This window comes from Bradyrhizobium sp. CB1717 (assembly GCF_029714325.1).
Classification (GTDB): Bacteria; Pseudomonadota; Alphaproteobacteria; order Rhizobiales; family Xanthobacteraceae; genus Bradyrhizobium.
In genome coordinates this window covers 6,942,850-6,964,882 of sequence record NZ_CP121666.1, presented here as the reverse complement: position 1 = coordinate 6,964,882, position 22,033 = coordinate 6,942,850, and the positions used below count along the sequence as shown (strand labels likewise).

The following is a 22,033-nucleotide window of genomic DNA, read 5'->3' as shown; positions in this document are numbered from 1 at the left end:
GCGCCTGCATCTGTCGATTGAACGGTGAACGTCGCTCCAGTTTCTGATTGGAGGCGGTCGCTACTCGGCCGCTTCCGGCTTGCGGTCGTCGCGCAGTCGAAAACGCTTCAGCAGTCCGGACACGGTGTCGCGGAAGCCGCCATATTCCAGTTCGGAATAGGGTAGCATGGCGGCGCCAGACCAGCCTTGGCTGCGCATCTCGATGGCCTTGCGCTGGGCGCGCCGGCGGACCTCATCCCATGCCGGGTTGTCGAAGAAATCGATGTAGGACTCGGCAAAGCGGCCTTCCCTGTCGATCGAAAAGCCGACGCAAGAAACGATCGGTAGGCAGTACATGCCGGTAACGGGCGTGTTGAGTGGCACCGGCATGAGGGGCATTACATGCGAGCCGCGTGCATCGCCGCCCACGAAGTGCGCTTTGGCGAACGGCGAGATTATTTCCTCCGGAGCTGGGAAAATCCCCTGGTTCCTGATGATGGCGACTGGATCATCCTTGCCGGTGTACTTGCCTGCGATCGCATGGAGGCGCTGTGCCGAAACGGCCGCGACGACCTCGCCATGGGTTCGAGAAATGATGCGATCGATGCCGAAGCGCTCGTTGTCGCGAAGCAGGGCGGCAATGTAGTAGCTGTCGGCGGGTGCGTCGAGCTCGAGGAGGCTGTCGCCGGCTGTGTTGTCCATGTCGATGACGTGGAAACGGAATCCCTTGATCATTGGAGGCAGCATCAGCCCAGCGCAATACATGGGGTCGGCAAAGGCGAGATAGAGCGGCAGGTTGTAGGCGCCGGGGCCGCATTTGTCGGCCGCGAACACCATGAAGGACTCCGCGCGTCGCACGCCGGAGAGGCTGTGGTCGAAGCTGAGCTCGGCGACGCCTGGGCCGGCGCCGCGAATGTTCCCGGAAGGCGCTTCGGCGAGAAGATCCTGGCCAGCGCCATAGAGCCCGGAGGTTTTCGCGACCGAGGTGGCCGCGAGGAACGTCTTCCAGGCGAGTTGATGCACCTCGGAGCTTCCTTCGCCCCGTGTGTGCGTCATGATGATCGCAATGTCGTCGCCGGTGTGGCAGATGAAACCGTCGATCAGCAGACCATTGCAGATCGCCTTGGCAACCTCGCCCTCGACAGCCGCGATCATGCGTGAAGACGGTTTCGTATGCCCGCCAACGGAGCCAACGTCAGCTTTGATGACTGATATGGTGAGTCTCATGAGCATGTCTCCGATCCGCGCAGCTCAGCACCTCCGGCTCGGCGCTTGCTGCGCCGGGCACGGCGCTGCTCATTCGCGGACCAAAACGTCCATCGCTCCGATAAGTTCCACGCATCCCGTTCATCCCGTTGCCGGGATCAAGCGGAGTTTTGCCTTAGGACCATGCGTCACTATTTGCTACGCTGCACGAGTCCGGTTCTGGCCGGGCCGCTAACTCGTCGTTGGGCACGGCCGGCATTGCGATCTTCCGACGCAGGCAGCCTCAGGAGAAATCCTGCGTCAGGGTGGTGGCGAGCCGCTCCAGCGCCCAGTCGACCTGGTCGCTGGTGATCACCAGCGGCGGAGCGATGCGGATCGTTTGCTCATGGGTATCCTTGGCGAGGATGCCCTTGCCTTGAAGCGCCTCGCAGTAGCGGCGGGCGCGGCCGGCTTCGGGATGCAACTCGACCGCCAGCATCAGGCCGCGCCCGCGCACCTCGCGGATCGTGTTGGCACGAATGTCCTTCAAGCCGTCCAGAAAGCGCGCGCCTTGCCTCGCCGCGTTCTCGATCATGCCTTCCTCGACAAGGACCCGCATCGCCGCGCGCGCCACGGCGCAGGCAAGCGGGTTGCCGCCGAAGGTCGAACCGTGCTGCCCGGGTCGCAAAGTCCCGAGCACGTCGTTGTTCGAGAGCACGGCCGACACCGGATAGAAGCCGCCGGACAGGGCCTTGCCGAGCAGCGTCACGTCCGCCTCGATCCCCTCGTGCTGTTCGGCGAGCAGCTTGCCGGTGCGGCCGAGCCCGGTCTGGATCTCGTCGAGCACCAGCATCACGTTGTTGGCGGTGCAGAGCTCCCGTACCTTCGTGAAATAGCCGGCGGGAGGAATGACGACACCGGCTTCGCCCTGGATCGGCTCGACCAGGAAGGCGACCGTGTTCGGGGTGATGGCCTGCTCCAGCGCCGCGGCGTCGCCGAACGGGATGATCTTGAAGCCCGGCGCGAACGGCCCGAAGTGTCCATGTGTCTCGGGGTCGGTCGAAAAGCCGACGATGCCCAGCGTGCGTCCGTGGAAATTATTGGCGCAGACGATGATCTCGGCCTGGCCGTCCGGCACACCCTTCACCTCATAGCCCCATTTGCGGACCGACTTGATCGCGCTTTCGACTGCCTCCGCGCCGCTGTTCATCGGCAGCACCTTGTGGGAACCGGTGAGCGCCGCGATCTCCTCGTAGAACAGGGCGAGCTGGTCGTTGTGAAAGGCGCGCGAGGTGAGCGTCAGCCTGTGCGCCTGTTCGACCATCGCCGCCAGGATCTTGGGGTGGCAGTGGCCCTGGCTGACCGCCGAATAGGCCGAGAGGCAATCGAGATAGCGGTTGCCTTCGGTATCCCAGACCCAGACACCTTCGCCGCGCGACAGGACGACCCCGATCGGCGCGTAATTTTGGGCCCCAAAGCGTGCTTCCGTTGCGATGAAATCAATGTCCGACGAGCTCATCTGTCGTCACTCCATTGCTGCGCGCGGGGGCGTCAACCGACTGCACCGGCGACCTTCAGCTTGATTTGGGGATCAGCCCGGCACCTTGGAAGCCTTCCTGCGCCAATGGCGCGGCGCGGCCCGATTTGCCCGAAACGTCAGATGGTTCTGTGGAATCACATGGTGTCGTTCGCCGATCCGGCTTCTACTGTGCATGGGGTTGTTTTCGACATTTTTATTTTTGGCCCTCAGCCAAGCGCGCACGGCACGCTCAAAAAGCCGCGGAACCGCACCCGTCCGCCCCGCACCGGCTGGCCGCTGCCGGCATAGTTCGGGAAGCGCGCCAGGAAGCGCGAGATCGCGATGGCGCCTTCCAGCCGCGCCAGCGCCATACCGGCGCATTGATGCGCGCCGGTGGCGAAGGCGAGATGCCGGTTCGGCGTCCGCGCGATATCGAAGCGTTCGGGGTCGGCAAACTGCGCGGGATCGCGGTTGGCAGCCCCGATGCACAGCGTCACCGACGTGCCGGCCTCGAGCATGACGCCGCCGAGCTCGACCTTCTCCGTGGTCATGCGGTTGCCGAGCTGGTTCGAGCTCTCGTAGCGCAGCATTTCCTCCACCGCGGTCTTGATCATGTCGGGGTTGTCGATCAGCCGCTGCTTCTGGTCCGGGTTGCGGTCGAGCGCGACGAGGCCGTTGCCGATCAGATTGGTGGTGGTCTCGTGGCCGGCATTGAGCAGGAAGATGCAATTGTGCAGCAGCTCCTTCTCGGTCAGCCGCTCGCCGTTCTCCTCGCCTTGAATGAGGCGCGTCAGCACGTCGCGCTCGGGATTGCCGGGCTTTTCGCGCCGCCGTGCGACCAGCGTTTCGAGATAAGCGAGGAAGTCCGTCACCGCCCTGTTGCCGCGCGCGGCCACTTCGGGCGACACCACGGGCTCGAGTGCGCCCAGGATCGCCAGCGACCAGTCGCGCAGCGGCCCGCGCTCGTCATGGGGCACGTCGAGCAGATTGCCGATCACCTCGATGGGAATCGATGCGGCGAAATCCTCGATCAGCTCGCAATGGCCCTTGGCGGCGATGGCGTCGAGCAGGCCGTCGACCAGCTTGACGAGATCGCCTTCCATCCCCGCGATCGCACGCGGCGACAACGCGCCCATGATCAGGCGGCGCACGCGGGTGTGGGACGGCGGATCGTTGAAGACGAGGCTGGTGGTGTGGTGCTCGTAGAGCGGGGTGTCGCCGTATTTCGGCGCGAACTCGCGCTTCTTGTCCGAGCTGAACGATTTCGTGTTCTTGTAGGTGGTGACGAGGTCGTCGTAGCGGGTCAGGAACACAGTGCCGTTCGGCAGGCGCTTGACCGGGTCGTTCTCCCGCAGTGCACGATAAGTCGGATAGGGGTTGTCGTAGAATTCAGGCGTCAGCTTCTCGAGGTCGAAGCTTGCCGCCAGCGCCTTCGCATCTGCGTTCATCCCGTTATACTCGCCGGTTAAAGCCGTTATGCCGTTTTTGTTGTTCTGGTCGGCGCATGCATGCGTCTACAGTCTTTGCACCTTGCTAGCCGACCGGACAGAAAAATGCACGCACGCGCTGACGCTGCCGACACGGTGCCGAACTGGCCCGACGATATTTTCGCGACCTTGCAACGCTTCGACGTCCGGCAGGTGCCGTACGTGCCCGATGCCGGTCATTCGAAACTGATCCAGCGGGTGCTGGACTCCTCCACCATGCGCGGCATTCCGCTGACGACGGAGGAGGAGGGCGTGGCGCTGCTCGCCGGCGCCTGGGCAGGCGGCCAGCGTGGCGTCTTGCTGATGCAGTCGAGCGGCGTCGGCAATTGCATCAACATGCTGTCGCTGATCCCGATCCTGCGCTTTCCGTTCCTCACGCTCGTGACCATGCGCGGCGAGTGGGGTGAGTTCAATCCGTGGCAGGTGCCGATGGGGTCGACCACGCAGGGCGTGTTCGAGCTCTCAGGCGTTCAGGTGCTGCGTGCCTCGAACGCAGCCGAGGTGCCGGCGGTGCTCGAGGCCGCCGCCTCGCAGGCCTACAACGCGCTTACGCCCACCGCCGTCCTTCTGTCGCAGCGCCTGATCGGCGCCAAGGTTTTCACCAAATGAGCAAGGCCAATCTCCTCGACCGCCGTCAGGTGGTCTCCACCCTGCTTGCGAACCGCAAGGACGTGGTCGCGATCGGCGGCTTAGGCGCCTCCACCAACGACATGTGCGCGGCCGGCGACCATGCCCGCAACTTCTATCTCTGGGGCGGCATGGGCGGCGCCGCGATGATCGGGCTGGGTTTGGCACTGGCGCAGCCAAAGCTGCCGGTGCTGGTCATCACCGGCGACGGCGAGATGCTGATGGGCCTCGGCAGCCTTGCCACCATCGGCCTGCAGAAGCCGGCCAACCTCTCGATCGCAGTGCTCGACAACGAGGCCTATGGCGAGACCGGCGGCCAGACCAGCCACACCTCGGCCGCTGCCGACCTCGTCGGCGTCGCCAGGGCCTGCGGCATCAAGGACAGCCAGTCGATCTCGACCATGGCCGAGGTCGAGGCCTTCGCCAAAGCCGTCCATGACGTCTCGGCGGGCCCGCGATTTGCCAATGTGAAGATCGACAGCGCCAATCTGGAGCGAATCCTGCCGATTCGGGACGGGACCTACATCGTCAACCGGATTCGCGGGGACCTCGGCTTCCAGCCGATCTAGGCGGTCTACGCCATTCTGCCGATGTCCCGCACGCGGGCCGTGCAGGCTGGATCAATTTCCACTATTTTTACGCCGCATCTAGGTTGCGGTGCGGTATAGTGCTTGACTTTTGCGTGGGTGAGTGCTTACTCACTAACATGAGCTCATTGCGTATGACGAGCGACCTGAGGCGTCAATTGATCCTCGGTGCCGCGAAACGCTGCTTTGCCCGCCACGGATATAACGGCACCACGACGAAGAGCGTGGCGGCCGCCGCTGCCATTTCCGAGGCGCTGCTGTTCAAGCATTTCCCGTCCAAGGCGGCGCTGTACGCCGAAATCCTCAGCGACGAATGCGAGGCGGATCCGGCCTTGATGGAGCTGCTCGAGCGCGAGCCGTCGACGGCGGCTCTGGTCGAGCTGATCCGCGGCATGGTCCAGCACTTCCTCCACATCGCCGACGGTCCCGACCAGGAAGAAGCGCAGCGCCTGCGACTGATGGCCACGAGCCATTTGGATGATGGCGAATTCGCCCGTCTGCTATATGCCAAAATCGAGAAGCTGATCGGGGCGGTCTTCGTCGCCTCGCTCGAGCGTGCGGTTGCCAGCGGTGAGGCGCGGCCTTTCAGCGGTGATCCGCTCAACCTGTTCTGGTTTGCGCATCACGCGGTGATGATGGCTGCGCTGACCAGGCTGCCGGCTGCGCCCTGTCTCGCTTACGGCAAGGCGAACGATCTGGAGCGGCAGCTCTGTGAGTTTCTCCTGAGGGGTATCGGACTTAACGACGCCGCAATTGCTTCGCATTTGGGCCGCGATCAGGCCGCGGATGCGGGCAAGACGGCGATTGCAGAAAGTGCATGACATGAACATCGTAGCCGAACACAAGATTTCGGGCGAACCGATCGACAACAAGGCCCCCAAGCGTCCGGTCCGGCCGGTACGCTGGTTCATCATCGTCGGCACGCTGCTTGCCGTGCTCGTTGGTGGTCTCGTCTGGTTCAATAATTTCCGCGGCCAGATGATCAAGCAGTTCTTCGCCAACAACAAGCCGCCGCCGACGGCCGTCAGCGCAGCCGAGGCGAAGTCGGAGGTGGTGCCGAACCTGCTCACGGCGGTCGGCAGCCTCGTCGCCGTGCACCAGGTCGACGTCAGCGCCGACGTCAACGGCCGCGTCACCGAGATCAAGTTCGAGCCGGGTACGCGTGTCGAAGCCGGCACGCCGCTGGTGCAGCTGTTCGACGCGCCGGATCAAGGTGACCTCGCCAACTACAAGGCGCAGGCGACCGTCGCGCAGCTCTCGCTCGACCGCGCCAAGCAGCTGGCCTCGCGCCAGTTCGGCCCGCAGGCGACCGTCGATACCGCGCAGGCTGCCTACGACCAGGCGCAAGCGGGGATCGCAAAGACCGAGGCGCTGATTTCGCAGAAGCTCGTGCGCGCGCCGTTCTCGGGTGATCTCGGCATGCGCAAGGTGGAGGTCGGCCAGTATCTGACGGCCGGCACCGCGATCGTCTCGTTGACCGACCTGTCGGAGCTGTGGGCCAACTTCACCGTCACCGAAAAGGATTCCGCCAGCCTCAAGGTCGGCCAGACCGTTCGGCTGAAGGTCGACGCCTATCCCGGTCGCACCTTCGAGGGCAAGATCACCACGATCGAGCCGCAGATCGCGACCGACACCCGCAACATCCGCGTGCAGGCGACGATCGCCAATCCCGAGAAGATCCTGAAGCCCGGCATGTTCGTGACCACGACGGTGGTGTTGCCGGAGAAGCCGGCGGTGATCACCGTTCCGGAAACGGCGGTCGACTACACTCTGTATGGCGACTCCGTGTTCGTGATCACCGAGAAGAAGGAAGAGGACGGCAAGACCAGCCTCTCCGCGGTGCGCACCTTCGTGCAGACCGGCAACCGGGTCGAGGGCCGCGTCGAGATCGTCAAGGGTCTGAAGGTGGGCGACAAGGTCGTCGCCGTCGGCCAGCTCAAGCTGCAATCGGGCGCGGCGGTCGCGATTTCGACCGATCCGGCTCCGCAGATCCCGGCGCAGCCACCGCGCTACTGATCCGATACATCCAAGTGATCCGGCCCGGCCGGATCACTTTTCTAAAGGCAAAGAATTCGAGATCGCCGCGATGCGCTTTACCGATATTTTCATCAAACGCCCGGTCCTGTCGGTCGTCGTCAGCCTGCTGATCCTGCTGATCGGCCTGCGCGCCGCAATGGTGCTGCCGATCCGGCAATATCCGAAGCTGTCGAACACGGTCATCAACATCACGACCGTCTATCCCGGCGCGTCCGCGGACCTGATCCAGGGCTTCATCACCACGCCGATCGAGCAGGCGGTCGCCTCCGCCGAAGGCGTCGACTACATGACCTCGTCCTCGGTGCTCGGCACCTCGACGATCCAGGTCTACATCAAGCTGAACTTCGATCCGAACCAGGCGCTCACCGAGGTTCTGGCGAAGACGAACTCGGTCAAGTACCTGATCCCGAAGGAATCGAACGACCCGATCGTCACCAAGACCACGGGCCAGACCACGGCCGTGATGTATCTCGGCTTCTCCTCGGAGGAACTGTCGGGCTCGGCGATCTCCGACTATCTGACGCGCGTGGTGCAGCCGGTGCTGTCGACGGTGGACGGCGTCGCTTCGGCCGACATCCTCGGCGGCCAGACCTTTGCGATGCGGCTGTGGCTCGATCCAACGAAGATGGCTGGCCGCAACGTGTCGCCGGCAGATGTCGCGGCCGCGATCACCGCCAACAACTTCCAGTCCGCGGCGGGGCAGACCAAGGGCTATCTGATCGTCTCCAACATCTCGACCAACACCAGCCTCACCGACGTCAACCAGTTCAGGAAAATGATCGTCAAGGCCAAGGACGGTGGCTTCGTCCGGATGGAGGACATCGCGACGGTCGAGCTTGCCGCACAGAGTACGGACGCCAGCGTCGCCTTCAACGGCGAGCATGCGATCTTCATCGGCGTGAACGCGACGCCGCAAGGCAACCCGCTGACGCTGGTCAAGGGCGTGCGTGCTCTGTTCCCGGAGCTCGAGCGCAATCTTCCGCCGTCGATGAAGATGAAGGTCGCCTACGATTCGACCAAGTTCATCCAATCCTCGATCGACGAGGTGGAGAAGACGCTGGGCGAAGCCGTGATCATCGTCATCGTGGTGATCTTCCTGTTCCTGGCCTCGCTGCGCTCGGTCATCATTCCCGTCGTCACGATTCCGCTGTCGATGATCGGCGTCTGCACCTTGATGCTGTCGCTGGGCTTCAGCTTCAACCTCTTGACCCTGCTCGCGATGGTGCTCGCGATCGGCCTCGTGGTCGACGACGCCATCGTGGTGGTGGAGAACATCCACCGCCATCTGGAGGAAGGGAAAACGCCGGTCCAGGCGTCGCTGGAAGGCGCGCGTGAAATCGTCGGTCCCATTATCTCGATGACCATCACGCTCGCGGCCGTGTATGCGCCGATCGGCTTCCTCGGCGGTCTCACCGGTTCGCTGTTCCGCGAATTCGCCTTCACGCTCGCCGGCTCGGTGATCGTGTCGGGCGTGATCGCGCTGACGCTGTCGCCGATGATGTGCTCGGTGCTGCTGAAGAATACGGAGGAGGGCCGCTTTGCCAAGCTGGTCAACCGGGTGTTCGGCGCGCTGACGCGCTGGTATGGCCGCAGGCTCGACCGCTCGCTCGACTACAAGGCGATCACCGGCCTGTTCGCTGTGACGATCCTCGGCCTCGTCGGCTTCCTCTATATGCACACCTCGAAGGAGCTGGCGCCGGAGGAAGACCAGGGCATCGTGTTCGCGGTGACCAAGGCGCCGAAGTACGCCAACATCGATTATGTCGATTTCTACGGCGACAAGCTCGACAAGGAATTCCAGAAGTTCCCCGAGACCGACCTTCGCTTCGTGCTGAACGGCATCAACGGCCCGCAGGGCGGTATCGCCGGCATGCTGCTCAAGCCCTGGGAGGAGCGCAAGCGCTCGTCGATCGCCTTGAAGCCGCTGGTGCAGGCCGAGCTTTCCAAGATCGAGGGCGTGCAGGCCTTCGCGTTCAACCTGCCGCCGCTGCCGGGTGGTCCGGGCGGTCTGCCGGTGCAGATGGTCATCAACTCGACCGCGGGCTACCAGACCGTCTATGAGCAGATGGAGAAGCTGAAGGATGCCGCGCGCAAGAGCGGCATGTTCATCGTCTCCGACAGCGACCTCGCCTACAACCAGCCGAGCGTTCAGGTCACGATCGACCGTAGCAAGGCGCAGGATCTCGGCGTCAACATGCAGAACCTCGGCTCGACGCTCGCGGTTCTGCTCGGCGGCAACTACATCAACCGCTTCAATCTCGAAGGCAGGTCGTACCAGGTGATCCCGCAGGTGCCGCGCGGTCAGCGGCTCTCGCCGGAATCGCTCGGCGGCTACTATGTGACGACCAACACCGGCCAGCAGCTGCCGCTGTCGACTGTGGTCTCGATCAAGACCAGGACCGATCCGAATTCGCTGACGCACTACAATCAGCTCAATTCGGCGACCTTCTCGGCGGTGCCGATGCCGGGCGTGACCGTCGGTGCCGCGGTCGACTTCCTGGAAGGCGAGGCCAAGAAGCTGCCTGCCGGCTTCAGCCACGACTATCTGGCCGACTCCCGTCAGTATGTGCAGGAAGGCAACCAGCTCGCGATCACCTTCGGCTTCGCGCTGATCATCATCTTCCTGGTGCTGGCCGCGCAGTTCGAGAGCCTGCGCGATCCGCTCGTGATCATGATCTCGGTGCCGATGGCGATCGTCGGCGCGCTGATCCCGCTCTTCTTCGGCGTGGCGACCATGAACATCTACACCCAGGTCGGTCTGCTCACCCTGGTCGGCCTGATCACCAAGCACGGCATCCTGATGGTGGAGTTCGCCAACGAGCTCCAGGTCAAGGAGCGGCTCGATCGCCGCTCGGCCATCGAGATGTCGGCCCGCATCCGCCTGCGGCCGATCCTGATGACGACGGCTGCGATGGTGACCGGCCTGATCCCGCTGCTCACCGCGACCGGCGCGGGCGCGGCCAGCCGCTTCTCGATCGGTCTGGTCGTCGTCGCCGGCATGTCGATCGGAACGCTGTTCACGCTGTTCGTGCTGCCTGCGGTCTACGTGGTGCTGGCGACCGACCATCGTGCGGCGGCCGATTCCGAGCGGAACAAGCAGGTCAACGAACTCGACCTCGGCGCCAAGGCGCTGCGCCCGACCTGAGGCCGGAAGCAAGCAAATCGGAGGGCGGCAGCGGCGAGTCCGCTGCCGCCCTTTTTCGTTGGGTCCCGCTGCGGCGGCCGCAACCTTGGGGCGGGCCCTTGGCCGCGCTGGCGAGAGACAAGGTCCGGTCTTCTTGCTAGGTTCCGCGGGATGAGCCTTTCCCTCCATCCCGACACCCCGCAAGCCAGGACGCTGCCGAGCGCGGCGCCGGATGGCGTCGCGCCCAGCGCGGCGGCGGGGAAGGGAATCAGGACCCGGCTGTTCGCCAAATATGTCGCGCTGTTCGTGGCGGTCGTCGCCATCGCGTTGCTCGCCAACGGCCTGTTCGAGGTCTTTTTCTATTACCGCGAGCACAAGGCCTCGCTGATCCGGGTCCAGCATGAGCAGGCCGAGGCGGCTGCGGCCAAGATCGGGCAGTTCGTCAAGGAGATCGAGAGTCAGCTCGGCTGGACCACGCAGCTGCCATGGTCGGCGGGCTCGATCGAGCAGCGTCGGTTCGACGCGCTGCGGCTGCTGCGCCAAGTGCCGGCGATCACGGAACTCGCCCAGGTCGATGCGAGCGGCAGGGAGCGTCTGCGTGTGTCGCGGCTGGCGATGGACGCGATCGACAGCGGGATCGATCTGTCTGACGACCCCAAATTCACCGAGGCGGTCGCGCGCAAGGTGTTCTACGGGCCGGTCTACTTTCGCAGGGACTCCGAGCCCTACATGACGCTGGCGCAGGCCGGGTCGCGCAAGGACGCCGGCGTCAGCATCGCGGAAGTCAACCTGAAGCTGATCTGGGACGTCGTGTCCCAGATCAAGGTCGGCCAGCACGGGCACGCTTACGTCGTCGGCCCGGAGGGGCGGCTGATCGCGCATCCCGATATCAGCCTCGTTCTGCGCAACACCGACATGTCGAACCTTGCGCAGGTGCGCGCCGCGCTGGCCGGGGGCGGGGGGACTGCCGACGCGCTCTCCGAGGCGCGCAACATCCAGGGCCAGAAGGTGCTGACCGCATCGGCCCCGATCGAGCCGATGCACTGGACCATGTTCGTCGAGCTGCCGGTCGAGGAGGCCTATGCGGCGCTCTATGCCGCGCTGGAACGGCTCGCATTCGTGCTGCTCGCGGCCTCGGTCTTCGCGGTGCTGGCCGGGATCTTCCTGGCGCGCCGCATGGTCGGGCCGATCCAGGCACTGCGCATCGGCGCCGAGCGCATCGGCGGGGGCGATTTCGCCCAGCGTATCTCGATCAAAACCGGCGATGAGCTGGAGGGGCTCGCGGACCAATTCAACCACATGGGCGAGCGCTTGCAGGAATCCTATGCCGACCTCGAGAACAAGGTCGAGCAGCGGACCGCCGAGTTGCGGGAAGCGCTGCAACAGCAGACAGCGACCTCGGAGGTCTTGGAGACCATCAGTTCGTCCGCGGGCGAACTACAGCCGGTCTTCAACAAGATGTTGGCCAATGCAACGCGGGTCTGCGGTGCGAGCTTTGGCGTCATGGATCTCTGGGACGGGGAACGATACAATCTCGTATCGGACTACAATCTGCCCCCGGAATTTGCGGCCAGGCGCCGGCATGTCGGAATGCTTGCTCCACATCCCGAGAGCGGCCTTGCCGAGGTTGTCAGAACACATCGGGTCGCCCATGTTCTCGATGTCCGTGAAGCCCCTGCCTATCGTGCTGGAGCCGAGATGGCGGTCTTGATTGGTGACGTCGGCGGCGCCCGCACGACGCTTATGGTCCCGCTGTTGCGAGATAACGAGCTGGTCGGCGTGATAACTATCTTTCGTCGTGAGGTTCGTGCGTTCACAGACAAGCAAATCGCTCTGGTAGAGAATTTTGGCAACCAGGCGGTCATTGCCATTGAGAACGCGCGACTGCTCAAGCAGCTTCGCGAACGCACGAGCGAGCTTTCCCAATCCCTCGACAATTTGCGCGCCGCACAGGATCGCCTGGTGCAGACCGAGAAGCTTGCCTCCCTCGGCCAGCTCACCGCCGGCATCGCCCACGAGATCAAGAACCCCCTCAACTTCGTCAATAACTTCTCCTCGGTCTCGACCGAGCTGATCGACGAGCTCAACGAGACCCTGCAATCGGTCTCGCTCGACGACAAGACCAAGGAGGAGGTCGACGAGCTGACTGCAATGCTCAAGGGCAATCTCGAGAAGGTGGTGCAGCACGGCAAGCGCGCCGACTCCATCGTCAGGAACATGCTGCTGCATTCGCGCCAGGGGTCTGGCGAACATCGTCCCGTCGATATCAATGCGGTCGTGGAGGAGAGCCTCAATCTCGCCTATCACGGTGCGCGCGCCGAGAGGCCCGCCTTCAATGTCACGCTCGAGCGCGAATTCGACCCCGCGGCCGGCATGATCGACATCTATCCGCAGGAGATCACGCGCGTCTTCCTCAACCTGATCTCGAACGGCTTCTACGCCGCTGCCAAGCGCAAGGCGAGTGCGGCGGAAGGTTTTGAGCCCACCCTGAGCGCTGCAACGCGGAACCTCGGTGACAAGGTCGAGATCCGGATCCGCGACAACGGCACCGGAATTCCGCCCGAGGTGCAGGAGAAGCTGTTCAACCCGTTCTTCACGACCAAGCCGGCCGGCGAAGGCACCGGGCTCGGCCTGTCCATGAGCCACGACATCGTCGTGAAGCAGCATGGTGGCACGATCGACGTGAAGACCGACCCCGGTGTATTCACCGAATTCATCATCACGCTGCCGCGGACGATGGCAGCGGGCGACACCCCCGGAGGCAAGACTTGAACGTTTACATTCTGGTCGTCGACGACGAGCCCGACGTCGAGCCGCTGTTCAGGCAACACTTCCGGCGCGACCTGCGCGCCGGCCGTTTCCAGATGGAGTTCGCGCCCTCTGCAGCCGATGCGCTGAGGCGTGCCGCCGAGGTTCGGGATCCTTCGCTGATCCTGATCCTGTCAGACATCAACATGCCAGGCATGAGTGGGCTCGACATGCTGCCGAAGGTGCGCGCCGACTATCCGCATGTCCCCGTCATCATGATCACCGCCTATGGCGACACCGAGACGCGCCGCAAGGCGATCGAGCGGGGCGCCGTCGGGCTCCTGACCAAGCCGATTGACTTTGCGCTGCTGCGCCAGGAAATCGATACGAGGCTCGAGCAAGCCGCATGACTGCGACCATCCTCTTCGTCGACGACGAGCCGGACCTCGAAGCGCTGATCCTGCAGAAGTTCCGCAGGCAGATTCGCGATGGCCAGTTCGCCCTGATGTTCGCCCGCGACGGCCTCGAGGCACTGGAGTCGCTGGAGCAGAATCCGCATGTCGACATGGTGGTCTCCGACATCAACATGCCGCGGATGGACGGGCTGTCGCTGCTGGCGAAGCTCCAGGAGGCCGAGGACAAGAAGTCGATCATCATCGTCTCGGCCTATGGCGATATGAGCAACATCCGTACCGCCATGAACCGCGGTGCATTCGACTTCCTGACCAAGCCGATCGACTTCGCCGACTTGGAAACCACGATCCAGAAGACCATCCGCCATGTGGAGATGCTGCGCGACGTGCGGCGGCGCCAGATGGAAGCCGAGCGCGCCCATGCCTCGCTGTCGCGCTTCTTCTCACCGGAGATCGCAAGACGCCTGGCGGCGGATGTCGAAGGCGACGGCATGGAGGTGCAGTGGCGCGATGTCGCCACCCTCTTCACCGACATCACCGGCTTCACCTCGCTGGTCGAGAGCGCGCCTCCGCAGACACTCGGTCAGCTCCTCAACGAATATGTCGGCGGGATGACCGAGATCGTGTTCGCGCATGAGGGGACGGTCGCCAAGATCATCGGCGATGCGATCCAGGTGCTGTTCAATGCCCCCGGCGATCAGCCGGATTATGCGACGCGTGCGGTCGCCTGCGCGCATGCTCTCGACGCCTGGGCGGAGAATTTTTCTGCGTGTTGGAGGGCGAAGGGCGTGAATTTCGGGACGACCCGCATCGGTGCCCATGCAGGTCCTGCGCTGGTCGGCAATTTCGGCGGCAATCGTTTCTTCGACTACACGGCCTATGGCGACTCCATCAACATCGCGGCGCGGCTGGAAGCCGCCAACAAACACCTGGGCACGCGCATCTGCGTCAGCGCCAACGTCGCCAAGGCGGCTGAGAATTTTCAAGGACGTCCCGTCGGCGAGCTGATGCTGCGCGGACGCAGCGAGCCGCTGCGCGCGTTCGAGCCGTTGTTGCCGGACAAATTCGAAGCGCCGGAGACGGCGATCTATTCGGAGGCTTTCGCCAAGATGGAGGCTGGCGACGCCGCAGCCATGCCGGCCTTCGCCTCGCTGGTCGGCATGCGTGCCGACGATCCGCTGGCCGGTTTTCACCTGAAGCGCCTGCTCAACGGCGCCAAGGGCATTCGCATGCAACTGGAATAGGAGCCCGTCATGACGCGCGAATTCTCCGCCGGCAATTATCGTTTCATCCCGTCCGTGTTCCAGTATTCGGCCGGTGCTGCCGCGGATGACGGCTACGAGATCGAGCGCGTCCGCTTCGACCGCCTGGTGCCGCTCGCCGAAGGATTTGCGCTGGCCGCAAAATTCATCCAGGAGGCGGGGCGGCCGCTGACGGCGTTCTGTGCCTGCGAATTGCGCTCACCGGCCGCCTTCAGCGAGGAAGGCTTTCGCGCCTTCAACCTGCATTATGTGAAGACGCTATCGGAATGGGGCATCTTCGACGGCACCACCAATCCGGTGGCGCGCAGCAACGTCTGTCCCGAGATCGACCCGCCGTCCGAGCCGTCGTTCTACGCGTTCTCCTTCACGCGCCCGACGCGGTCAAACGCACCGAGCTTCGTCATTGCCGGCGGCGCCGAGGCGCGCGAGGGCAGCGGCACCTATGTCGAGCGCACGGTGCGCTACCGCGATCTCAGCCCGGACGGTCTGCGCGAGAAGGTGCGCTTCACCACGACCTCGCAGATGGAAAACCGGATGACGGCGTTCGGCTTCGGCTGGAAGGACACGACCGGCGTGCAGGCCTATTCGGTGCACGACTTCCACCATGCCCTCGTCGATGAGCTGGTCCGCCGCGGCGCGCTGCGCTCCGGCCTGACCTGGCATTTTGCCCGGCCGCCGGTGGTCGATCTCGAATACGAGATGGATTGCCGCCGCGTGATGCGGGAGGTGGTGATCTAGCGCTGCCTTGGGTCGAGCGCGTCGCGCAGGCCGTCGCCGAGCAGATTCAGCGACAGAACCACGAGGAAGATCGCAAGGCCCGGCCAGATCGCCATCCACGGCGCCTGGGTCAGGAAGCGTTGTGCCGCATTGAGCATGCTGCCCCAGGACGGCGCCGGCGGCTGCTGGCCGAGGCCGAGGAACGACAGCGCGGCCTCGGCGATGATGGCCGCCGCGATAGAGAGCGTCGCCTGCACCAATAGCGAAGGCAGGATGTTCGGCAGGATATGTGAGAACGCGATCCGCCAGGGCGGGTTGCCGAGCGCTCGTGCGGCCTCGACATAGTCCTCGGCCTTGACGCTCAGTACCTGGCCGCGGGTCAGCCGGATGAAGATCGGCGTGGCCGAGATGCCGATCGCGATCATGGCGTTGCCGAGGCTCGGACCGAGGAACGCGGCGAGCGCGATCGCCAGGATCAAAAACGGGCAGGCCAGCATCGCATCGGTGATGCGGCTGATCAGCGCATCGACAAAACCGCCGCGATAGCCGGCGAGCAGGCCGAGCGGCACGCCGATGCCGAGCGCGATCGCGACCGAGATGAGGCCTGCGAGCAGGGAGGCGCGCGCGCCGTAGACGACGCGGCTGAGGATGTCGCGGCCGAGCTCGTCGGTGCCGAACCAGTGCGCCGCGGTCGGCGGTTTGCGCACGAGGCTCCAGCTCGTCGCGATGGGGTCATAGGGCACGACGATGGGCGCAAGGACTGCCAGCGCGATGAACATCGTGATCACGACGAGCCCGAACACGGCGGCCTTGCGCTTGAACAGCCGCCGCCGCGCGCGGCGCGCGGGGCTGTCGAGCTCATAGCTCTGCGTGGCGGAGGGGGCGGCGGGCAGCGCGGCGTCGGTCATGGCGCTAGCCCCGCAGCCGCGGATTGACGAGGATATAGGCGATGTCGGCAACGAGATTCAGCGTAATGTAGACCGTGGCCGTCACCAGCACCACGCCCTGCACGACCGCATAGTCGCGATTGAACACGGCATCGACGATCAGCTTGCCGAAGCCGGGAATGGAGAAGATCTGCTCGGTCAGCACGGCGCCCGACAGGAGCGTGCCGAGCTCGAGCGCGCCGAGCGTGATCACGGGCGTCAGGGCATTGCGCATCGCATGCTTGAGGATCACCGAGCGCTCCGACAGGCCCTTGGCGCGCGCGGTGCGGACGTAGTCGCTTTCCAGCACCTGGAGCATCGCGCTACGCGTATGCCGCATCAGGATCGCGGAAATCGCGTTGCCGAGCACGAAGGCCGGCATGATGGTGGCGGCCAAGCTCGCGCGCCAGTTCTCGGTCAGCGGGACGTAGCCCGAGGCCGGCAGCCAGCCGAGCTCGATCGAGAACAGGAAGATCAGGAGAATTCCAAGCCAGAAATTCGGCGTCGAGATGCCCCACAGCGCGAACAGGTTGGCGCCGTAGTCCCAGGCCGTACCCTTCCTCACGGCCGAGACGATGCCGGCGGGAATGCCAATGAAGAACGCGATCAGGATCGCCATCGAGCCGAGCTGCAGCGTCACCGGCAGCTTCTGCGCGATCAGCTCGCGCACCGGCATCTTGTTGCGCAGCGACTCGCCGAAATTGCCTGTCAGCACACCCTTGAGCCAGTAGACGTATTGCACGGGAATCGGCTGGTCGAGCTTGTACTGCTGGCGGATCTGCTCGATCACGGCGGGATCGCGCTCCTCGCCGGCCATCACCAGCGCGGGGTCGCCCGGCAGCAACTGTTGCAGCGAGAAGATCAGCACCGACACGAAGAACAGCGTCGGCACGATCTGCGCGATGCGGCGGGCGAGGAAGTTCAGCATGGTTCGACCCGTGTCCCGGGCGCTGCGTAACATGCAATGTTGCGCAGCTGAACCGGGACCCATCTATCCTGATGAGCGGTTGTCATGGGTCCCGGCTCTGCGGTGCAGCGCTTACGCGCTGCGCCGCGTCCGGGACACGCCATTGTCGTCATCAGGTCGATCACTTGAACTTCAGCCCGACCACGCGCACCAGCCCGTCGGGCATCTGCCGGTAGCCCTCGAGCTTCTTCGTGTGCGCGATCAGCAGCGTGCGGTGATAGATGTAGATGATCGGCAGGTCGTCGAGCACGATCTTGGTCAGCTTGGCATAGGTCGCCTTGCGTTCCTCGACGTTGGATGTCGCCCGTCCCTCTTCCAGCAGCTTGTCGACCTCGGGGTTCGAATAGCCTCCGTCGTTCTGCGGCGCCTTGCTGCGCATGAAGATGTAGGAATTGCCGTCGGGATCGATGCGGCCGCTCCAGTTGATCTGAAACACCTGGAATTCGCCGGCCTGTGCCTGCTTGAAGGTGGTCGCGAATTCGACGGCGCGGATCTTGATGTCGAAGCCGGCTTCCGCGGCCATGGACTGCACGACCTGGGCGACGGCCTCATACTCGGTGCCCTTGGGAACCATGTAATCGACGGTGACGGGGAGGCTGACGCCGGCTTCCTTCAACAGCGCCTTGGCCTTGGCGATGTCGCGGCCCGGAATGGGGAACGCCTTCTGGTAGTAGGGGTGCGTCGGGCTGACCCACTGATTGCCCGGCGTGAACTCGCCGTTGAACACGACCTGGTTGATGGCCTCGCGGTCGATCGACAGGCTGAGCGCCTGGCGCACCTTCGCCGACTGGCTGAGCGGCCCCTTGGCCTTGTCATTGCCGATGTTGATGGTCAGGCCTTGATAGCCGAGCTCGGGGGCCGTCGACAGCACCAGCTTGGGATCGGCGCGGACGTCCTTGATGTCGGTCGCGAGCACGCGTTCGATCAGATCGAGCGCACCGGATTTCAGGTTCGCAAGCCGCACGGTCGAGTCGATGATCGGCTGGAACACGACGCGATCGATGTGAACGTTGTCCTTGTTCCAGTAGTCTGCGAACTTCTCGAATACCATGCGGTCCTGCTGGACGCGCTCGACGAACTTATAGGGGCCGGCGCAGACCGGATGCAGGCCGAACTTGTCGCCGGCCGCCTTCGCCGCCTTCGGCGAGACCATCATGCCGGAGCGGTCGGTGAGCTGGGCGATCAGCGGCGAGTAGGGCGTCTTCAGCACCAGCTTGATGGTGAGGGGATCGACCACCTCGACGTGGTCGACGCTGGCAAGCTCCGACTTGCGGAACGAGGTCGGCAGCGTCATGTGACGCTCGATCGAGAATTTTGCGGCCTCCGCATCCAGCGGCTCGCCGTCATGGAATTTGACGCCTGGCCGGAGCTTGATCGTCATTTCCTTGCCGTCCGCCGAGGTCTCGTGGGATAGGGCAAGCTGCGGCACGATGTTCAGCTTCTCGTCGATGTCGAACAGCTTGTCGCAGAAGGCGGAGAACACGATGCGGCCGACATAGGTGCGGCCGATGCTGGGATCGAGAATGTCGGGGTCTTCGGCGATCCCGATGCGAAGCGTGGTCTGAGCCTGGACCGTGCCCACGAGCGACGTCAGCAGGGCCGACGCCAGGATTGTCACACGCATGAAGCTCATCGCTCTCAACCTCTGTTTCACTTCTATGTGGGGGCCGGCCCCAATGAACTAACCCCGCCGCCGCGTGCTGCTTCCGGCCCGCCGCTGAAGGCTGCGACCAATTTTTCCAGCACCGGCGAGAAGCCGCCATCCATGGGAACGATCGCCGCCGAGGACGGCAGTTCCGACGTTCGGTGGCAGGCCGTTGCATGTCCGATGCCATCCGAGACGAGCTGCGGCATTTCAGTGCGGCAACGCTCGACCACATAGGGGCAGCGGGTGTGGAAGCGGCATCCCGGCGGCGGATTGAGGGCGCTGGGGATCTCTCCCTGCAGCACAATCCGGCTGCGCTTTGCCCGCGGTTTGGGCACGGGGATCGCGGACAACAGTGCGCGGCTATAGGGATGGCGCGGCGCGGCGAACAGCGCGTCGGCCTCCGCGGTCTCAACGATCTGGCCGAGGTTCATCACCGCGACATGGTCGGCGATGTGCTTGACCACGGCGAGATCGTGCGAGACGAAGATATAGGCGAGGCCGAGGCGGTCCTGGAGCGCGCGCAGCAGGTTGAGAATCTGCGAGCGGATCGAGACGTCGAGCGCCGAGACCGGCTCGTCGCAGATGATCAGCTTCGGTTCGACCGCGAGCGCGCGGGCGATGGCGATGCGCTGGCGCTGGCCGCCGGAGAACTCGTGCGGATAGCGCCGGGCGAGGCGCGGCTCCAGCCCGACCAGCCGCAGGATCTCCGCGACGCGTTCGGGCCGCCGCGCCGCCGGAACGAGATCGTGCAGCGCCAGCGGCTCGGTCAGGATCTGGCCGACCGTCATGCGCGGATTGAGCGAGGCGTAAGGGTCCTGGAAGATGATCTGCGCCTCGCGGCGGAATCTTCGCAGCGCGTCGGCGTCGAGGGAGAGGAGATCGCGGCCGTCGAAGCGCACCGTGCCGGCATCCGGCTCGATCAGCCGCAGCACCAGGCGGCTGACGGTGGACTTGCCGCAGCCGGATTCGCCGACCAGCGCCAGCGTCTTGCCGGCGTCCAGCGAGAAAGACACGCCATCGACCGCTTTGACATGCGCAAGCGCCCGGCCGAACAGCGAGCGCTCGGCGACGAAATGCTTGACCAGGCCCTCGACTTCGAGCAGCGCCATCACGACACCAGCAGTTCGAGCGGCGCGCGGATGCAGCGCGAGAGGTGACCGGCGCTGGCTTCCACCAGCGGCGGCGGCGCCTTGGTGCAGGTATCCAGCACGAAGGGACAGCGCGCGGCGAAGCGGCAGCCGGCGGGCGGCTGTGCCATGTTCGGGACCATGCCTTCGATCGTCGCCAGCTGCTCGGCGCGGTGGTCGAGCCGCGGGATCGAGCCGAGCAGGCCGACGGTGTAGGGATGCTGCGGCGCGGAGAACAGCTCATCCACCGGCGCGCGTTCGACGATCTCGCCGGCATACATCACCGCGACCTCGTCGCAGACCTCGGCAACGACACCGAGATCGTGGGTGATCAGGATAATCGCGGCGCCGCTCGCGGCCTTCAGCTCGCGCATCAGCTCCAGGATCTGAGCTTGCAAGGTGACGTCGAGCGCGGTGGTCGGCTCGTCCGCGATCAGGAGCCGCGGATCGCAGGCGAGCGCCATCGCGATCATCACGCGCTGGCGCATGCCGCCGGAGAGTTTGTGCGGATATTCGTCGATGCGCCGCTCGGGCGAGGGGATGTGGACGCGGCGCAGCAGCTCGATCGCCCGCTCGCGCGCGCTCTTCCGCGAGCCGCCACGGTGACGCAGGATCGTCTCGATGATCTGGTCGCCGATGGTAAAGCTCGGGTTGAGCGAGGTCATCGGCTCCTGGAAGATCATCGCCAGCCGGTTGCCACGCAGATCGCGCAACGTCTGGTCCGGGGTCTTCAGCAGGTCAAAACCGTCGAAGCGGATCGCGCCTGATATCTCCGCGCTCTGCTTCGGCAGCAGGCCCATGATCGCCAGCGACGTCACGCTCTTGCCGCAGCCGGATTCGCCGACGAGGCCGAGCGTCGCGCCGTTTGCGACGCTGAGATCGACGCTGTCGACGGCGTGGGTGACGCGGCCATCGTCACCATGAAAGCGGATGCGCAGATCGCTGATCTCGATGAGGGGGCTCGCGCTCATGATCGTCTCGCGCGCGCCGCAGCGATGCTGGCGTCGATGACACTCCGATCGGTGTTGCCGGCCGGGTTCTGCCGCGTCGGCATGGAGGGGCGGAAGTGAACCCAGAGCTCGTGGCTGACGCGCTCGAGCCGTTCGAGCTCGCCGAGCGGATCGGGATGGTCGTCGGCGCGAATATCCAGCGCCGGCCATTCTTCGTCGCCGTGGATCAGGAGCGCCGCCGATTGCTTGCCGCGCTTGTCGCCGCCGGCGGCTTCGCCTGCGCGCATCGCGGCGAGCAGGCGGCGCGGGAAGGGCAGGCTGTCATTGGCGATGTAGGTCTTTGCGGTCTCGTCGAGCACGTCGGCGCCGGCGAGCATGTTGCCGGCGATCGAGAAGCCGCTGCCGGCGATGTGGCCGCACCAGTCGACGCAGTCGCGCCCGGTATGCGCCGCGATCTCGCCGCTGGCGTCCATGATGTGGACCTGGCGGCTCTCGCGGCCGTCGTCGGTCGCGAGGAGGGTAGCGAGCACGTCATGGACGTTCAAACCTTCGCGCAGCAACTTCACGCCGTCGATGCCGAAATAGGGATTGACGAAGGCCTGGGTCGCGATGGCGCCGAGGCCGGCCGCGATATAGGGCACTCGCGCGCCGACGGCGAAGAAGCGGGTCGCAACCGCGATGCCGAACTGGCCGGTGGCAGGATCGCGTGCGATGATCGACCAGGTCATGT

18 protein-coding genes are annotated in these 22,033 nt (G+C 64.7%); 9 read left to right on the top strand and 9 right to left on the bottom strand.

Going from position 1 to position 22,033, the window contains the following annotated elements:
* Window positions 1-60: 60 nt before the first annotated feature.
* The 3 genes from QA649_RS32530 to QA649_RS32520 all read right to left on the bottom strand — a co-directional run bounded on the left by QA649_RS32530 (window position 61) and on the right by QA649_RS32520 (window position 4,131).
* Window positions 61-1,206, bottom strand: a complete 1,146-nt coding sequence (locus tag QA649_RS32530; protein WP_283020794.1) for a fructose-1,6-bisphosphatase — start codon at window positions 1,204-1,206, stop codon at window positions 61-63.
* Between the two features lie 262 nt (window positions 1,207-1,468).
* Entirely contained in the window at window positions 1,469-2,683 is a 1,215-nt protein-coding gene (gene rocD, locus QA649_RS32525; protein WP_283020793.1) for an ornithine--oxo-acid transaminase, read from the bottom strand.
* Window positions 2,684-2,910: 227 nt separating this feature from the next.
* Complete coding sequence (locus QA649_RS32520; RefSeq protein ID WP_283020792.1) at window positions 2,911-4,131, bottom strand: cytochrome P450; 1,221 nt, start codon at window positions 4,129-4,131, stop codon at window positions 2,911-2,913.
* 105 nt (window positions 4,132-4,236) lie between these two features.
* On the opposite strand from QA649_RS32520, the gene QA649_RS32515 reads away from it, so the two are divergent.
* The 9 genes from QA649_RS32515 (at window position 4,237) to QA649_RS32475 (ending at window position 15,706) form a co-directional block, all read left to right on the top strand.
* A complete protein-coding gene (locus QA649_RS32515) occupies window positions 4,237-4,779 on the top strand; it encodes a phosphonopyruvate decarboxylase (RefSeq protein WP_283020791.1) in 543 nt (180 codons plus the stop codon).
* Window positions 4,776-5,366: a thiamine pyrophosphate-dependent enzyme gene (locus tag QA649_RS32510; RefSeq protein WP_283020790.1), complete on the top strand. Its 591-nt coding sequence runs from the start codon at window positions 4,776-4,778 to the stop codon at window positions 5,364-5,366. The genes QA649_RS32515 and QA649_RS32510 overlap by 4 nt, the downstream gene beginning before the upstream one ends.
* 137 nt (window positions 5,367-5,503) lie before the next feature.
* Window positions 5,504-6,205: a TetR/AcrR family transcriptional regulator gene (locus QA649_RS32505; protein ID WP_283026150.1), complete on the top strand. Its 702-nt coding sequence runs from the start codon at window positions 5,504-5,506 to the stop codon at window positions 6,203-6,205.
* A 1-nt stretch (window position 6,206) separates the two neighbouring features.
* A complete protein-coding gene (locus QA649_RS32500) occupies window positions 6,207-7,400 on the top strand; it encodes an efflux RND transporter periplasmic adaptor subunit (protein ID WP_283020789.1) in 1,194 nt (397 codons plus the stop codon).
* Window positions 7,401-7,470: 70 nt separating this feature from the next.
* On the top strand, window positions 7,471-10,566 hold the full coding sequence (locus tag QA649_RS32495) for a MexW/MexI family multidrug efflux RND transporter permease subunit (protein ID WP_283020788.1): 3,096 nt from the start codon (window positions 7,471-7,473) through the stop codon (window positions 10,564-10,566).
* A 150-nt stretch (window positions 10,567-10,716) separates the two neighbouring features.
* Window positions 10,717-13,317: an ATP-binding protein gene (locus QA649_RS32490; protein ID WP_283020787.1), complete on the top strand. Its 2,601-nt coding sequence runs from the start codon at window positions 10,717-10,719 to the stop codon at window positions 13,315-13,317.
* A complete protein-coding gene (locus QA649_RS32485; protein WP_283020786.1) occupies window positions 13,314-13,703 on the top strand; it encodes a response regulator in 390 nt (129 codons plus the stop codon). Before QA649_RS32490 ends, QA649_RS32485 begins: the two co-directional genes overlap by 4 nt.
* Complete coding sequence (locus QA649_RS32480; protein ID WP_283020785.1) at window positions 13,700-14,950, top strand: response regulator; 1,251 nt, start codon at window positions 13,700-13,702, stop codon at window positions 14,948-14,950. Before QA649_RS32485 ends, QA649_RS32480 begins: the two co-directional genes overlap by 4 nt.
* Window positions 14,951-14,959: 9 nt before the next feature.
* Window positions 14,960-15,706, top strand: coding sequence for a hypothetical protein (locus QA649_RS32475; protein WP_283020784.1), 747 nt, complete (start codon window positions 14,960-14,962; stop codon window positions 15,704-15,706).
* Here the strand turns inward: QA649_RS32475 and QA649_RS32470 are convergent.
* The 6 genes from QA649_RS32470 to QA649_RS32445 form a co-directional block, all read right to left on the bottom strand.
* Window positions 15,703-16,593, bottom strand: coding sequence for an ABC transporter permease (locus tag QA649_RS32470; protein ID WP_283020783.1), 891 nt, complete (start codon window positions 16,591-16,593; stop codon window positions 15,703-15,705). The genes QA649_RS32475 and QA649_RS32470 overlap by 4 nt on opposite strands.
* Before the next feature lie 4 nt (window positions 16,594-16,597).
* Entirely contained in the window at window positions 16,598-17,539 is a 942-nt protein-coding gene (locus QA649_RS32465) for an ABC transporter permease (RefSeq protein ID WP_283020782.1), read from the bottom strand.
* A gap of 160 nt (window positions 17,540-17,699) precedes the next feature.
* Window positions 17,700-19,211, bottom strand: a complete 1,512-nt coding sequence (locus QA649_RS32460) for an ABC transporter substrate-binding protein (protein WP_283020781.1) — start codon at window positions 19,209-19,211, stop codon at window positions 17,700-17,702.
* Window positions 19,212-19,234: 23 nt separating this feature from the next.
* Window positions 19,235-20,335 carry a dipeptide ABC transporter ATP-binding protein gene (locus QA649_RS32455; RefSeq protein WP_283020780.1) on the bottom strand — a complete coding sequence of 367 codons (1,101 nt, stop codon included), beginning with the start codon at window positions 20,333-20,335 and terminating at the stop codon, window positions 19,235-19,237.
* Window positions 20,335-21,324: an ABC transporter ATP-binding protein gene (locus QA649_RS32450; RefSeq protein ID WP_283020779.1), complete on the bottom strand. Its 990-nt coding sequence runs from the start codon at window positions 21,322-21,324 to the stop codon at window positions 20,335-20,337. Before QA649_RS32450 ends, QA649_RS32455 begins: the two co-directional genes overlap by 1 nt.
* A complete protein-coding gene (locus QA649_RS32445; RefSeq protein ID WP_283020778.1) occupies window positions 21,321-22,031 on the bottom strand; it encodes a DUF1028 domain-containing protein in 711 nt (236 codons plus the stop codon). The genes QA649_RS32450 and QA649_RS32445 overlap by 4 nt, the downstream gene beginning before the upstream one ends.
* Window positions 22,032-22,033: the final 2 nt, after the last annotated feature.